Source organism: Moorena sp. SIO3I6, from assembly GCF_010672095.1.
This window is the reverse complement of the sequence record NZ_JAAHHU010000004.1, coordinates 92,593-107,231: the sequence shown is the minus strand read 5'-3', so window position 1 is coordinate 107,231 and position 14,639 is coordinate 92,593. Positions and strand designations below refer to the sequence as shown.

The following is a 14,639-nucleotide window of genomic DNA, read 5'->3' as shown; positions in this document are numbered from 1 at the left end:
CACCTAGTCACAATCAATTCATTCAACTATCTTGATTTGGTATTATATCACACTTATCACATTTATTATAATTATCGCCTTATTTCTTGAATCAACTTCCCCGACTCCCGATTCCCGATTCCCGTTCCCCTCCTGGGAGGGGTTAGGGGTGGGTTCCGATTCCCGATTCCCTACTCCCTACTCCCTACTCCCTCTATTATCATCAATTTTCCATAGGAAAAGCCCCTGGTCGCACGGTGATTAATTTAGTCTTACCGTTACGAAGCACTTCCACCTCTAACTGGGCACCAACCTCTGAGGCTTCCACACCCTGCTGAACCTCAGTGGCATTTTTAACTGCTTTCGACGCAACGGTTTTAATGATATCTCCTGATTTGAAACCAGCTCTCTGGGCGGGGGAGCCTGGCACCACCCGGACGATTAAAACCCCATCATCTTGGTTGACTTTCATGTCAAAGTTTTCGTCGAGATTAATTTTTTCTCTCAACTCTGGGGTCAAGGTCACCATCTGAATGCCTAGGTAAGGATGCTCAACTTTACCTTTAGAAAATAGTTGATTGGCAATCCGTTCCGCAGTTTCCACGGGGATAGCAAACCCTAAGCCTTGGGCATTGGCTCGAATAGCGGTGTTAATCCCAACGACTTCACCAGTGGCATTCAACAACGGCCCACCAGAATTACCAGGGTTAATGGCGGCATCCGTTTGGATAAAGCTGACCCGTTTTTCAGGAACCCCGACTTGGGAACTGGAGCGCCCTAAGGCACTGATGATACCGACGGTTACAGTATTATCTAAACCGAGGGGATTACCAATAGCGATCGCCCATTCTCCTGGAGTCAAATTCTCAGCTTTACCCAAGTTGACTGTGGGCAAGTCCGTTGCTTCAATTTTGACTACGGCTACATCGGTGACTGGGTCAGTGCCCACGACTTGACCGTCAAAGCTGCGACCGTCTTTTAGGGTGACTTTAACTTCCTCTGTGCCTTCTACAACGTGGGCATTGGTAATCAAGCGTCCATCGGAGCTGAGGATAAACCCAGAGCCGGTGCCTTGCTCGATGCGCGGTTGTGGCATGGGCAGGTCATCCCCAAAAAAGCGCCTAAAGAAGGGATTTTGGAAGGGTTGTGGGATATCCCGTGATACCTGACGGGCGGCATCGATTCTCACTACTGCCGGACCTACTTTTTCTACCGCTTTAGCAATGAAATTCAGGTTTTTCTGGGGTGTAACTGTTGATCGTTGTGGCGTGAATGGTTGTAATACTGCTGGAACGATTTGTGGGCGTCTGATTACCTCTTGCTCTGCCATGAGATAGCGACTACCCAAAACCCCTGCACCTCCGCCCAAGCCCAGCAATGTCAGATAAACGGTCAGCTGCTTTAGGGATAAACTCATGGTTCTAGAATTTTTAATAATTGCTTTTGGGGTCTATATACTTACACTTTACTGAAAAATGAGAAGTGTTGACGGAATAATATTTTTGAGTTAGGGAAAATAGGGGGTGGGGAGTGTGGGAGGTGTGGGGAGTGTGGGAGGTGTGGGTAGAGGCATGAATATAGGGTAATATTATATTGTAGCGCTTTTGATAGGAATTTGGTAAACAGAGCTATTGTTTGGTTGTTGGGTTGAGAATGCGATCGCGTAGCGTGACCATTCGCGAAGCGTGGCCTAAAGGCCAAGGTCAATCGCTTTTAGCGGCTCCAAAGGAGCATCGCGTAGCGTGACCATTCGCGAAGCGTGGCCTAAAGGCCAAGGTCAATCGCTTCCTGTGAATTATAATTTCTTTTGATAACTGATCAGTTTTAGGAATAAATCACACAAAATAGCCAATTTTTTCCTAAAATAATTCAAAAATTAGGGATTATTACGGATATCACGCAACCTTTCCAGATTATCACGAAAGGTTACCGTTTTAGGATGATTTGACCCTAACTTCCGCTCTGCAATCTCCAATGCCTCGATATATAGAGGTTCTGCCTGATTGTACTGCTCCTGACTATAGTAGAAATTTGCCAGGTTATTGAGACTATCAGCTATATGGGGATGTTGTTCACCTAAGCAGCCCTTTCTCATCTCCAATGCTTGCATATAGAAGGTTTCAGCCTGATCGTATTGCTCCTGACTATAGTAGAGGTCAGCCAGCCTGTTGAGACTATCAGCTATATGGGGATGTTGTTCACCTAAGCAGCCCTTTCTCATCTCCAATGCTTGCATATAGAAGGTTTCAGCCTGATCGTATTGCTCCTGACTATAGTAGAAATTTGCCAGGTTATTGAGACTGACGACTAAATCTGGATGGTTCTTACCGAGCAACTGCTTTTTCATATCCAATGCCTCGATATATAGAGGTTTTGCCTGATCGTACTGCCCCTGAATATTGTAGAGATTTGCTAGGTTATTGAGAATGTGGGCTACATAGATATGCTTGCGACCCAGCAACTTCTTGTTCATGTCCAATGCCTGCTGATAGAGAGGTTCGGCCTGATCGTATTGCTCCTGACTATAGTAGAGGTTAGCCAGCCTATTGAGACTCTCAGCTATATGGGGATGTTGTTGACCTAAGCAGCCCTTTCTCATCTCCAATGCTTGCATATAGAAGGTTTCAGCCTGATCGTATTGCTCCTGACTATAGTAGAGGTCAGCCAGCCTGTTGAGACTCTCAGCTATATGGGGATGTTGTTCACCCAACCAGTGCTGTCTAATCTTCAATGCCTGCTGATAGAAGGTTTCAGCCTGATCGTATTGCTCCTGACTATAGTAGAGGTCAGCCAGCCTGTTGAGACTCTCGGCTATATGGGGATGTTGTTCACCCAACCAGTGCTGTCTAATCTTCAATGCCTGCTGATAGAAGGTTTCAGCCTGATCGTACTGCCCCTGAAGATTGTAGAGGTTACCCAGGCCATTGAGAATGTGAGCTACATGAGGATATTTTTTACCTAGGCAGGGTTTTATAATATCCAATGCTTGCAGCAATAGGGGTTCGGCCTGATCGTACTGCCCCTGAATATTGTAGAGATTTGCTAGGTTATTGAGAATGTGAGCTACATGAGGATGTTTTTCACTCAGGCGGTGCCTTGCGATCTCCAATGCCTTATGATAGAAATCTTCTGCCTGATGGTAGTCCCCCTGGGCAGAGTAGAGTGCTCCTAAGTTGTTGAGAATATATATTTTATAAGGATGGTCTTCACTCAACAACTTTTTTGTCATCTCCAATGCCTGATCTAAGAGGGATTTTGCCTGATCGTAGCGCTCCTGAATCCCATAGACTCTTCCCAAATTATTTAGACTTAGGACTAGATCAGGATGGTCTTCACTGAGCAGTGTCTTTCTTATCTCCAATGCCTTGAGGAAAAAGGATTCTGAGCGATCGAACAGCCCCTGATCTTCGAGGAATACTGCCAGGTCGTTGAAAGTTTCGGCCACATCAGGATGCTCTTCACCCAGTAACTCTTTTCTGAGCTCCAATGCTTTGACATAGAGGGACTGAGCCTGATCGTATCGCCCCTGATTAAAGTAGATTTCTGCTAGATGGTTGAGACTGGTGCCCACATCGGGATGTTTCTCACCCAGGCGGCTTATGGTTATGTCTAAACATAGCTCCCACCACCGTTCAGCCTGGTTATAGCTACCTTGACCTTCATAGAATCTTCCTAAGCCAGTAAAGAGTGATAGTAAATCTTCATCCCTGATCCAATTAGTGAAGACTGTGGCAGCTTCGGCTAAATGGGGGATGGCGGGTGTCACTGCTGCAATCTGATCACGAGTTGGTGTCTTGGGAATTTCTTTTGCCTTAGCCGCCATTGCCTGACAAAAGCTTTGCTTGTAGGAATCAGCCTCTGGTAATTGAGCGAGCTTGGTCTGGAAGAATTCTCGCATCAGTTGATGGAGTTGATAGGTTTTATGTTCAGTCAGTTGCAACAGATGACGATTGACCAGAAAGCGATCGCGTAATTCTTCTAATTCTTCTTGTTCTTCTTCCCAGTCATCTTAATCTTCAGTTTCGATAACACAAGACTCTACCAGGAACCAATCAAAAGGAGCTTGAGCAAACAGACTCAGAAAACATCCCAACTGCTGGGCTTCTGGTGGCAACTCTTTCCAGGATAATTCAAATGCTGCTGCTACTCCCAACTGAGTTGTCATCTCCCCTTGTTCTGTTGGACAAAGTAATACCTTTGCTGCTAATTTCTTTTTCTCTAAACGTTTCTGAACTTTAGCGATAGTTAAATTCTGATCTAGATCTAAATATCGTCCTACTAATTCCAAACCCAAGGGCAAATAACCCAACCATTCACATAAGGCTTCTGCTTCTGTTAGTTCTTTGTCAATGCGCTCTTTACCAACAAGGGTACACAATAATTCCAATGCTGCTTCTGGGGATAATACATCCAAGTCAATTCGTCGGTAAGAAGCCCCTGGCCGCTGACGACTGGTGACCAGTACTTTGAAACGGGATTGGGCTGGAGGTAAATAGGGTTCAATTTTATTTTTGTAGTCCTTGCCGAAATAAGGCACATCATCCAGCACGATCAATGCTGTTCCCTCTGGCCAATGCCCCCAGCAGTATTCTACCTGTTCGTTGAACTCTAGTTCATCTGGAATCGTTAATCCTAATTTAGTACGGGCAAAATTGACAATTTGAGTCCCGAGATCCAACCCTCGCACTGGAAACCAGCACAACCCACCAGGGTAGTTGTGCTGATATTTCAGAGCATATTGTAGAGCTAACTCGGTTTTGCCCACACCGCCCATTCCGGCAATGGCACAAATTGCTAGTTTATCGGTCTGTTGAAGTTCCCGATGGAGCTGTTCAAGTTGATCTTGTCTACCGACAAAGTGGGGAGTGCCACGATTAGTAATGTTAGTGGGGGGATTTAACTTTGTCCGTTCCCGGTCGGACGACTTCAGCTAATGCTCATGAATACGAATCTCGCCAACATAAACTGTTCCGTTGCTGTCATCCTTTAGGCGCACAGGAGTTTTGAGGCATTCTTTGATAAATTTCTTGACACCAAGATAGACCTGACTGTCTTGAGACTCTGGTTTGCATAGGTCAATATGGTTCTTTGCTATGGCAACCGGCTTAACTTTTTCAATGCCTGGGTTAGCACTATCTGGGTCTACCACTAAAATTCCTTTGAAAGGCTGGGTTTCATAATAGACCTTTGTAGCAATTCCTAAACTCCGAACATGTTCTCGATACCACTCATTTAATTCCCGTAACTGAGGGTGATGAGCTTTTAGTTCCTCCACAGTTACGGTGGTTCGTGTCAAAACGCCAATATTATCAATTAAATTAGCTAGATTAGCACCAGTGTGGGGAGTAGCCAGAAATACAATCCCTGTAGTCTGTTCAAGAATAGCTTGCTTTTGAAAGGTCAACGCACTGTTAAGCATTTTCTTGACTAAAAGCCCGCCCATACTGTGAGTAATAAATACTAATGGACGCTTGCCAAGATCGTGGATATTTAACCAATCTAATAAATTACTGGCTTGATCGAAAAGGGGCATACTGCTGTTGCTTTTCCAGTTTGTCCCTTCAGCGTTATACCCAAAAGACCAGATATTAAGACCTAGCTTATCGTTTCCTAACCAAACTGGCCAGAAGTCATAATCATCCCGTTTTTCCTTAGGATGCCACGTGCTTATCGCATTCCCTCCCAGCCCGTGAACAAACACCACATCTGCCTTGGCAAATGAGTCCTGGTGGCTTGAGATTTTTATCAAGCCGGTTAATTTACTCAAGGATTAGCCTCCAGTTAATTATATAGCATTAACTAGTAGATGCTTTAAACCCAATCTCGATTTAGTTTAACACAGGGAAATATAGGGAGTAGGGAGTAGGGAGTAGGGAGTAGGGAGTAGGGAACAGGGAACAGGGAACAAAAATTATCACAATTCATTACTTTACCGATTTACTGTTTCCGTAGTTCTCGATAAAATTACTTCTCAAAAAAATGCGATTCTCTGAAAGAGACGCTACGCGATCGCATTTCAAAATTTACCCTCTGTTCCCGATTCCCGATTCCCGATTCCCGATTCCCGATTCCCGATTCCCGATTCCCGATTCCCGATTCCCGATTCCCGATTCCCGATTCCCGATTCCCGATTCTAAATTCTTCATTCTTAATTCTTCATTCTTCATTCTTAATTCTTCATTCTTCATTCTTAATTCTTCATTCTTAATTTCATTTTCTTTCAATACCCCCTCAAAAAAAAAAATCTAAAACCCCTTGACACATTTTAATATAATCGTTATGATTATAGTGTTAACTTCAAACAAAGGTTTTAACGATGACTGAAGAGTTTATCCCAAACGAAAACAACAATCCTGAAGAGATTACTCCCGCTAATACTCCTCAGGAACCTTCTCAAAAAAAATACCCAGTTAAGCACATTTTAAAAGGATCACGTAAGGCAATAATCAAGACCATGCATACCCTATATGCGCTGCGTTACGCGGAAATCTCCGAGTGGAGCCCCCTTCAGCCCACTGGCATCTCAGGGGAATTCATCACGATGATGACCAAATACCTGATTATCGATTAAACTAATTTAGGGGGGGGTAACCCCCCTGGCCGAAACATTAGGTCTCATCACATGGGATTGTGTTTAGGTTTGGTTGAAAAATTGTAGTCATCATCAAAACCTCTAGCCGTGGAAAAGATTTCTGCGGCTATTTTTTTTGGAGTTGAAGGTTAGGATGTTGAAGGTTGAAGGTTTAAGGTTAGGATGTTGAAGGTTTAAGGTTAGGATGTTGAAGGTTGAAGGTTAGGATGTTGAAGGTTTAAGGTTAGGATGTTGAAGGTTGAAGGTTAGGATGTTGAAGGTTGAAGGTTAGGATGTTGAAGGTTTAAGATTAGGATGTTGTTCGCGTAGCGTGGCCTTTTGGCCAAGGTTATTAAGGTTGAATTTTGTTCGCCCTTGGTCTTTCAGTAGGGTATAGTAATCAGTTGAGGAATTGTGAGAATTGTTGATGCCATTTCCCTACTCCCTACTCCCTACTCCCTGTTCCCTGTTCCCTGTTCCCTATTCCCTTTCCTTGATAAGCTTTAGCGGAAGCTCTCAGCCAAATGAATGCTCCGGTCGCGAAGGGAATTAGTAGGAAAAGGGTACCAAATGTCAGGGGATGTTCTCTTACATATTCGCTGTAAACCATCAGTCCTATTGCTGACCCACAATAAATTAACCCACACAGGGGAATAGCAATAACTAGTAAAGCAAATTTAGTATCTTTATCCATGGTATAGCGGTTTTTAAGCTAGTAAAGTACAATTTTTTGGGTTTTAGGGAGCAGGGAGCAGGGAGCAGGGAGCAGGGAGCAGGGAGCAGGGAAGGAGAAACAGAAGTCATTGTTCTAGCTTTTTAATAAGAGCAATAATCATTCGACTTTCTTCTTTAAGTAAAGAAACAATTACTTCTATATCTGTTTGCTTAGATAAGCCTACTCTAGAAGATAAAATAATATGTGTTTCTAATTCGTTAATTGAGCCTTGGGCAATATTAAGAAATCTGACGTACTCAGCGGTTGACCTTCTCCCATATCCTTCTGCTATATTAGCCGGAATAGATACCGCAGCTCTCCTAATTTGTTGAACCATGCCGTATAATTCATCTTTAGGAAAAAATTTAGTTAATAAATAACACTTTTCGGCTATATCCATGCCTTTTTGCCAAATTATTAAGTCTTTAAAATTATTAATGTTTGACATTTATAAACTTATTTATTTATAGAGTATAGTGTTTACGGCGGTTTGCATAACTATCAGGTGCACAGGATTGTTTTCCGTCTTATGACTTCCCTCTTCACTGCTCCCTACTCCCTGCTCCCTGCTCCCTAAAAACCCAGAACTTTATACCTAACTGAATGGCAAACCGCTGTATGCTAGTTATAGCACTTTCCCTAAAAAAATGAGGTACATTAAATTTTATTACCCCTGCTCCCTGCTCCCTGCTCCCTGCTCCCTAAAAAATCTACCTCACCTAACTGAAACCCCTATGTTCAGCTTTCCCCAACACATCGATAAAGCTTATAACTGTATTGACCAGCCCACTTTCGAGAGCGCTTTTCTCGAAAACATTGCTGAGAGTCTAGGTCAATTTTGGTACGGAAATTGACTAACCATAAATCTAGTGGTCGTGGCAATTCCATTAATTTTTGTTGCAATTGTTTGACAGAATCCTCGTAACTGGAACTATTCCGGTCACGATCTACTAAGAAAAATTGGGGAAAATCCTTGGAATTACCATTAGAACCATTAGCAACAGCCATACCTTTCAATCCCCAAGCTAATCCCATCATGCGCCCGGTCTGTCCATGGTGTTTGTAGGTCGTTGCGATCGCAACCGGTGCTTCACTTGCTTCCTTAACAATAGACACTAATAGATCCGGGCGTTCGTTTTGAAGATAACCAAGATTCGAGACTGTCACTAATCCACCCAACAGCCCAATCAACCAGACCGCTACCACTATCCTTTTGCCAAAGTAAGACTTATAGCCTTTTTCAGATGAATTGACCTCACTGCCTTTAGCTGCAAGCCCCCTAAATCCCCATCTGTCAAAAAGCGAAGCATCCGCTAATTCCCCCCAGAATTGGGGGGTTAGGGGGGCGGGGGACTTTGACTCAATTTCCCCCCCAAGCGAGCAATCCCTCGCTTGGGGGGTTAGGGGGGCGGAATTTGCTGTATACCCTTTGTCATCCCGATCAGGTACATCGGATTTTGTTCCATTTCCCTGCTCCCTGCTCCCTGCTCCCTGCTCCCTGCTCCCTACTCCCTCCTCTTTCCCCCCCTTATTAAGGTCTTTCCCCCCCTTAATAAGGGGGGTTAGGGGGGATCCCAGCTCTGTCTGCCTCTGACTAAGACTTCCGTACTCTTTCCCCCCCTTAATAAGGGGGGTTAGGGGGGATCCCAGCTCTGTCTGCCTCTGACTAAGACTTCCGTACTCTTTCCCCCCCTTAATAAGGGGGGTTAGGGGGGATCCCTTGAAAACTGCAACAAGTCTAATCTGATTCCAACAACCACCTAAGCTTGCTGCCACCAAGAGGATCACTGCTGGAAAGTAGACGAAGTGAAAACGAGGGGCTGTGCTTAAATCTATACCGAAACCCCAGGTCAAGACTAAACATAACCCAATTGCTGCTAAGACATACTCCCTTAGGATGGTGATAGCGAAACGGTTATGGTGATCGAGTTGCTGTAATTTCAGTCCATAGCGGAGACGGGATACTATCCAAATCACTAGGATTAAAGTAACTATACCGGAAACAATAATAATTCCTAGGGATAGGTCATAGAAAGAAGAAGGTAGCAGTAACACCATACTGAACAGCCATAGTAAGAATCGTCCTATGGGTTCAATCCATCGTGCGATCGCATTTTGGCTATAAATCCATTGGGTAGGGGGACTATCATGAATAGCTTGTAAGGCCGGTATCCACACTAAACATCCCGCTAAGGAACCCATAGCCACTCCATAAATCCGCCACCAGTAAGGTTTGATCAAAGCTAGTCGGTCTTGCTGAGTTTCTCGCCAAGCTTGTCCGAATAATGCGATCGCTTCCGCACCTAAAGTCAGGATAAAGAAATAATGGGTAGCAATCCCGAGACTATTCACTCCCACCCACGCTAACCCTAGCCAACTGGGCAACCGTTCACCACGGTCGATTAACTCTACCGCTTTCACCAAGCAACCCAGAGATGCTATCACCAGCAAAATAGCCAGAGTATAATGACGAGCCTGTTGAGCTAGGAAAATCCCGAAAGGGGACACAGCCATCATTGCTGCTGCTATGTGACCTACCAATAGTGAGCGAAAGGCCAGCCGACCTAGGCAAAAGATAGCTGGAATCGAGATTACTCCCAATAAAGCAGAAAGCGATCGCACTGCCCAAATGGAAACCATACCATCCTCTAATCGGAATAGTTTCAACCACAGATGGGTCAGAGCAAAATAAACTGGCGGATGGGTACTTTCCGTTAATAAATAATGAATAACATCACTAATGCCAGCCTCAGGAGACGGTTTCAGTGGGCTTAATAGCGTTTCTACTCCCATAAACTGATTCAGAGGTAACGAGTAAAAACTGTTGCCCAAGCTAAATACTGTTGTCGCACATTCATCAGTCCAAGGAGGTAAAACCCCTAGACCAGCAAAGCGCAGCAAAGCCCCAATCGTAATCCACAGCAGCAATAATAAAACAGTTTGGGATTTTTTTAAGTACATAAAGGAAAGGGAGTAGGGAGTAGGGAGTAGGGAGTAGGTAACAGGTAATCGGGAATCGGGAATCGGGAATCGGGAATCGGGAATCGGGAGTAGGGAATCGGGAGTAGGGAATCGGGAATAATTGAGCTTAGTGATTTCAATTTTTAGCAATTTTTATTCCTTATTTGTTTTCGTTGATTACTGGATTAATTATGTCAATAATAATGCCTTTTATTAAAAAAACAGTTATCAATCAAAAATTTGGATAGCATTTTAATAATTATTAAACCTAGAAACTTATTAAGTTAATAAGCATTGAAATTTTAGATCTATCCACTTGTTCAAAAGCCTTCAATTGCTCTCCCCATCTCCCCATCTCCCCATCTCCCCATCTCCCCATCTCTCCATCTCCCGATTCCCGATTCCCGACTCCCGATTCCCGATTCCCGATTCCCTACTCCCTACTCCCTACTCCCTACTCCCTACTCCCTACTCCCTATTCCCTATTCCCTTAACGACTAAATAACCGTAAAATTATCCACATTACCAGAGTAGCGATCGCACCAGTGAGAATACTCCAGGCAAAAGCTGGTGTTACTATAAAGATACTATTATTATCAGGGGGTTGTTGTTTAACTAGGACAGTAGCGGTAATGCTACTGGTTGCTACTCCCACACCAGCCAGAGCAATGCTTTGGTGTAAGCTGCGATTACTCTGAGTTTGGTAAGTTTGGGTCATGCCATCTACTGTCCGAATTAGATTTTCTAGTAAGGTTAAACCAGACTTTAATCTGCCATGCTCCATCTCCAATTGTTGCAGATATTGGCTAGCTGCTAAATCCCTAAACTCTCCCAGAATGTGCCAATCACTCCGTTGATAAACCTGTTTTAATTTAATCAATCGTTGTTGGTAATCTTCGATATTGGTTTTAATGGTTTGGGTTTGGGAATCCAGCCTCCCTAAATTAGTAGCATAACGAGACAATAGGTTGAGATTATTGCTTAGTATTTCCCTTAATTTGACTGTATTTTGGGGTAACATACTGATCTGATCAATAGTACTTTTAACTGAGACTAGATCAGCTTTAAGTTCTGCTAGTGGTCTGTTAATTTCACCATAAGCCCAAAGAATTTTGTTACGATAATACAATAGGTAAATTAAGTCTATATAAATGCCAGTAATGGTGTCGATGATAGAATCAATAGACCGCTTTTTGGGAAACAACCAGATTAACAAATGATGGTTGTGCTTGATCGCTTCTGGCTCTGACCAATCGGCGGGAGGACGCCAAAATTCAAATAAAGTCCCCCCTAGCACTTTGCCTTGGGCTTGGAAGTCTCTTGACCAGTCGGATTGAGACACCAGTTGCTTGTAGCATTCTAGGGCAATTTGTGTAGGGTCTTGATCACGGTCACACAGTTGACCCCACATGATCCAAGTTTGACCAATTGCTCCAGGTTGGTGATTGATGTGGGCAAGAATTTCCCCTTGGATTTTCTTAATATTTGTAATGGGTTGGGGGGAATGGTTGGATTGTCTGATACCATCAGCATAGACTCCGGAACAGTTCACCTGAAGGGCGTAAGTGTTACCAATTTGGATAGGGTAGTAGTAGCCTTCCAAAGGACGCTCGAAATGCTTGACCACATCAGCACCCAATAGTTCCACCAAACTAGATTCTGAGCGCTCTGCCTGTTTCAGCTTAGCCAGTAACGTTGGCTCTAGGATCAGGTCTGATTCATCACCCTCGGCATGACCATAGATTCTTTGCCAGAATCGTTCACGGTTGTGATCAATAATTTCCGGGTCTTGCCCTAGACCTTCCCGTAGATCGTAGAGGAATAGGTCAAGATTAGGGTATACTATTTTGCTTAGGTCAGACATTGGCTTACCCTTTCATCAGGATAGTAACAAGGATAGTAACACTGTCACCTATTCCCAACCCTCTCATGAAGTGTAGCTAAGCGCCACCCTACGGGGAAACAGCTAGCCTCTATGCTAGAAAAGAAAAGAATCATCTGGTATCAGGTAAGGTATTCCCGATTAAATTTGCCTATCGCTGGTAGCCAAAAGCCTTGCCCTAGACTAGTGTTTGACCTTTGACCTTTGATTTTTCTCTTGCTTAACACGTTGCTCAAGCATAAATAGGAAAATGCATGAATCAGCTCAACAACGCCTTCACCCTATTCTTGAGTTTGTTGGTTGAAGCAACACCTTTTTTGCTACTGGGGGTTATTCTCTCCAGCTTATTGCTGTTTTTTGTGGATGAGCGCAAGCTAATTGCTAGTATGCCTCGCCACCCCTTTCTAGGAGCAGTTTTTGGTAGTTGTGTCGGCTTTTTGTTCCCAGTGTGTGAGTGTGGTAATGTGCCAGTGGCTAGGCGGTTGCTGAGCCAGGGAGCACCAGCACCAGTAGCAATTGGGTTTTTGCTCGCAGCCCCAACCATCAATCCTGTAGTAATTTGGTCAACTTGGGTAGCCTTTCGAGACCAGCCGGAAATCTGGGTATTGCGAATTTTATTTTCCTTAAGTATTTCCATCTTTATCGGCTGTGTCTTCAGTACTCAGAAAGACTTAGGCCCCCTACTGCAACGAGCAGTGTTTCGCTCTAGACCAAGGAAATTTGCTGAGGATAAGCCAGCATTACTACAATCAGGCTCATATTTACTCGGTCAATCTGGTACACCTTTGCCCTTAGACGCTAATGTCTTAAACACACCCGTTAGCCAGAACATAAATACTAAACCCTTATCTGATCGACTACAGCTCTTTGTCGAAAATGCTATACAAGAGTTTCGGGAGCTAGGCTCAATCCTAGTTTTAGGTAGTGCGATCGCAGCCATCATTCAAGTCGTTATCCCCCGTGATATTATCATTAGCCTCGGTCAAGGACCAGTGATGTCTATTTTGGCCATGATGCTATTGGCCGCTGTAGTATCCATCTGTTCCACTGTCGATGCATTTTTTGCCCTCGCCTTTGCCTCAACCTTCACCAGTGGCTCGTTGTTAGCATTTCTAATCTTCGGACCAATGATTGACATCAAAGCCATCGGTTTACTGTTATCTGTATTTAAAACCAAGTCAATCATTTACCTATTTCTAATAGCAGGGCAATTAACATTTTTATTGACTTTGTTTCTTAATTTGTATGTGAGTTAGGGAGTAGGGAGTAGGGAGTAGGGATTAGGGAGTAGGGAATCGGGAGTCGGGAATCGGGAATCGGGAATCGGGAATTGGGAAAAAATCCTGTGTACCTGATTATGGAATTAAATTATGAAGGATGAATTATTAAGGATGAAGGGTCACGAGTAATTTTAACAGACGTGTTGAATCCAGTAATAAAGGTTTCCCAAAATGTCTCACCTATCCCCACAATCCCCGCGCCCCCGCCTCAATCTCTTAACCCCGACTCCCGACTCCCGACTCCCGATTCCCGACTCCCGACTCCCGACTCCCTAGATTAAATTTTAAATCTTCCTACAATCAATTGACTTGTTAATTATGAATCCATCTAACCATTCAGGACGTTTGTCCAGAAAAAGTTCTTACAGGAGAAACTGGTCAATTCCTCTTTCAGAAGTAATTTCCTTAGCGTTATGGGGAGTTTTATTGTTGAAATCCTGGCTAACTGGTGAGTTAAGTTTGTTAATTCATCCCAATTACTTTAGCTTGGTAGTTATCACTGGTATAATTTTATTGTTAATATCAGGGTTGAGGTTATCCCAACTCCTGAAGTTAGAGCGTAAACACCGATTAGGTAAGGCAGTAACTAGACCAGCTGTTCAACATACAACTTTATTTCCCCCTAGTTGGAGTAGTGGCTTCCTAATCGCTACGGCAATGGTTGGTTTAATCGTGACACCCAAGGCATTTACTAGCCAAACCGCCCTACACCGGGGTATAGCCGACTCCCCCACCATAACGCGATCGCAACCGCAATCCTTTCGCAGTGCTAGCAATCCTGAAAAGCGCACCCTAATTGAATGGATCAAGCTTTTGAATGTTTATCCTGAACCAGATGCTTATACCGGTCAAAAAGTCAAAGTAGATGGTTTTGTAGTAATTGCTCCTAATCTCCCTCCAGACCATCTCTTAATTTCCCGGTTTGTGATTACCTGTTGTGCTGCTGACGCTTATCCTTTGGGTTTGCCAGTAAAACTTAATGAAAACCGTAATGATTATCCCTCCGATACCTGGATCGAGGTTGAAGGTCAAATGATTACTGAAACCTTGGATGATAGACGCCAGCTGGTGATTGAAGCCAGTGGGATTAAGAAAATTCCTGAACCGAAAAATCCTTATTATTATTAGGGAGTAGGGAGTAGGGAGTAGGGAGTAGGGAGTAGGGAGTAGGGAGTAGGGAGTAGGGAGTAGGGAGTAGGGAGTAGGGAGTCGGAGTTGTGAACATTGAATTTAAAATTTACCTCAATTCTC

General features: G+C 43.9%; 16 protein-coding genes. 6 read left to right on the top strand and 10 right to left on the bottom strand.

The genetic code is table 11. The features are described 5' to 3' along the window. Nucleotides 1-31 precede the first annotated feature (31 nt). The gene (locus tag F6K49_RS02995; protein ID WP_293018222.1) at nucleotides 32-244 is read left to right on the top strand and encodes a hypothetical protein; all 213 of its coding nucleotides are present in this window, start codon (nucleotides 32-34) and stop codon (nucleotides 242-244) included. On the opposite strand, the gene F6K49_RS02990 is transcribed toward F6K49_RS02995, so the two are convergent. The 5 genes from F6K49_RS02990 to F6K49_RS02970 form a co-directional block, all read right to left on the bottom strand. Further along, nucleotides 203-1,396, bottom strand: a complete 1,194-nt coding sequence (locus F6K49_RS02990; RefSeq protein WP_293094100.1) for an HhoA/HhoB/HtrA family serine endopeptidase — start codon at nucleotides 1,394-1,396, stop codon at nucleotides 203-205. The genes F6K49_RS02995 and F6K49_RS02990 overlap by 42 nt on opposite strands. Before the next feature lie 41 nt (nucleotides 1,397-1,437). After that, nucleotides 1,438-1,686: a hypothetical protein gene (locus F6K49_RS02985; protein WP_293094097.1), complete on the bottom strand. Its 249-nt coding sequence runs from the start codon at nucleotides 1,684-1,686 to the stop codon at nucleotides 1,438-1,440. 169 nt (nucleotides 1,687-1,855) lie between these two features. Next, nucleotides 1,856-3,919, bottom strand: coding sequence for a tetratricopeptide repeat protein (locus F6K49_RS02980; RefSeq protein WP_293094094.1), 2,064 nt, complete (start codon nucleotides 3,917-3,919; stop codon nucleotides 1,856-1,858). Between the two features lie 69 nt (nucleotides 3,920-3,988). Next, nucleotides 3,989-4,861 carry an NB-ARC domain-containing protein gene (locus F6K49_RS02975; RefSeq protein ID WP_293094364.1) on the bottom strand — a complete coding sequence of 291 codons (873 nt, stop codon included), beginning with the start codon at nucleotides 4,859-4,861 and terminating at the stop codon, nucleotides 3,989-3,991. Nucleotides 4,862-4,909: 48 nt separating this feature from the next. Next, a complete protein-coding gene (locus tag F6K49_RS02970) occupies nucleotides 4,910-5,746 on the bottom strand; it encodes a hypothetical protein (RefSeq protein ID WP_293094091.1) in 837 nt (278 codons plus the stop codon). 212 nt (nucleotides 5,747-5,958) lie between these two features. Here F6K49_RS02970 and F6K49_RS02965 point away from each other — a divergent pair, with 212 nt between their 5' ends. Next, nucleotides 5,959-6,228, top strand: coding sequence for a hypothetical protein (locus tag F6K49_RS02965; RefSeq protein ID WP_293094088.1), 270 nt, complete (start codon nucleotides 5,959-5,961; stop codon nucleotides 6,226-6,228). 67 nt (nucleotides 6,229-6,295) lie between these two features. Then, complete coding sequence (locus F6K49_RS02960; RefSeq protein ID WP_293094085.1) at nucleotides 6,296-6,550, top strand: hypothetical protein; 255 nt, start codon at nucleotides 6,296-6,298, stop codon at nucleotides 6,548-6,550. A gap of 663 nt (nucleotides 6,551-7,213) precedes the next feature. Here F6K49_RS02960 and F6K49_RS02955 read toward each other — a convergent pair. The 3 genes from F6K49_RS02955 to F6K49_RS02945 form a co-directional block, all read right to left on the bottom strand. Next, a complete protein-coding gene (locus tag F6K49_RS02955) occupies nucleotides 7,214-7,354 on the bottom strand; it encodes a hypothetical protein (RefSeq protein WP_293018229.1) in 141 nt (46 codons plus the stop codon). After that, nucleotides 7,351-7,713 (bottom strand): four helix bundle protein, encoded by a 363-nt coding sequence (locus F6K49_RS02950; RefSeq protein WP_293018231.1) that lies wholly within the window; start codon nucleotides 7,711-7,713, stop codon nucleotides 7,351-7,353. Before F6K49_RS02950 ends, F6K49_RS02955 begins: the two co-directional genes overlap by 4 nt. A gap of 290 nt (nucleotides 7,714-8,003) precedes the next feature. After that, nucleotides 8,004-10,376 (bottom strand): glycosyltransferase family 39 protein, encoded by a 2,373-nt coding sequence (locus tag F6K49_RS02945; RefSeq protein ID WP_293094079.1) that lies wholly within the window; start codon nucleotides 10,374-10,376, stop codon nucleotides 8,004-8,006. 166 nt (nucleotides 10,377-10,542) lie between these two features. Here F6K49_RS02945 and F6K49_RS02940 point away from each other — a divergent pair, with 166 nt between their 5' ends. Then, the gene (locus F6K49_RS02940) at nucleotides 10,543-10,731 is read left to right on the top strand and encodes a hypothetical protein (RefSeq protein ID WP_293094072.1); all 189 of its coding nucleotides are present in this window, start codon (nucleotides 10,543-10,545) and stop codon (nucleotides 10,729-10,731) included. On the opposite strand, the gene F6K49_RS02935 is transcribed toward F6K49_RS02940, so the two are convergent. Continuing rightward, the gene (locus F6K49_RS02935) at nucleotides 10,717-12,090 is read right to left on the bottom strand and encodes a hypothetical protein (protein WP_293094066.1); all 1,374 of its coding nucleotides are present in this window, start codon (nucleotides 12,088-12,090) and stop codon (nucleotides 10,717-10,719) included. The two genes, F6K49_RS02940 and F6K49_RS02935, sit on opposite strands and share 15 nt — an antisense overlap. A 272-nt stretch (nucleotides 12,091-12,362) precedes the next feature. On the opposite strand from F6K49_RS02935, the gene F6K49_RS02930 reads away from it, so the two are divergent. Both F6K49_RS02930 and F6K49_RS02925 read left to right on the top strand, forming a co-directional pair. Next, complete coding sequence (locus tag F6K49_RS02930) at nucleotides 12,363-13,364, top strand: permease (protein WP_293018236.1); 1,002 nt, start codon at nucleotides 12,363-12,365, stop codon at nucleotides 13,362-13,364. 342 nt (nucleotides 13,365-13,706) lie between these two features. Beyond that, nucleotides 13,707-14,516, top strand: a complete 810-nt coding sequence (locus F6K49_RS02925) for a TIGR03943 family protein (protein WP_366514119.1) — start codon at nucleotides 13,707-13,709, stop codon at nucleotides 14,514-14,516. On the opposite strand, the gene F6K49_RS02920 is transcribed toward F6K49_RS02925, so the two are convergent. Continuing rightward, nucleotides 14,476-14,613, bottom strand: coding sequence for a hypothetical protein (locus F6K49_RS02920; RefSeq protein WP_293094059.1), 138 nt, complete (start codon nucleotides 14,611-14,613; stop codon nucleotides 14,476-14,478). The two genes, F6K49_RS02925 and F6K49_RS02920, sit on opposite strands and share 41 nt — an antisense overlap. Between the last annotated feature and the right edge of the window lie 26 nt (nucleotides 14,614-14,639).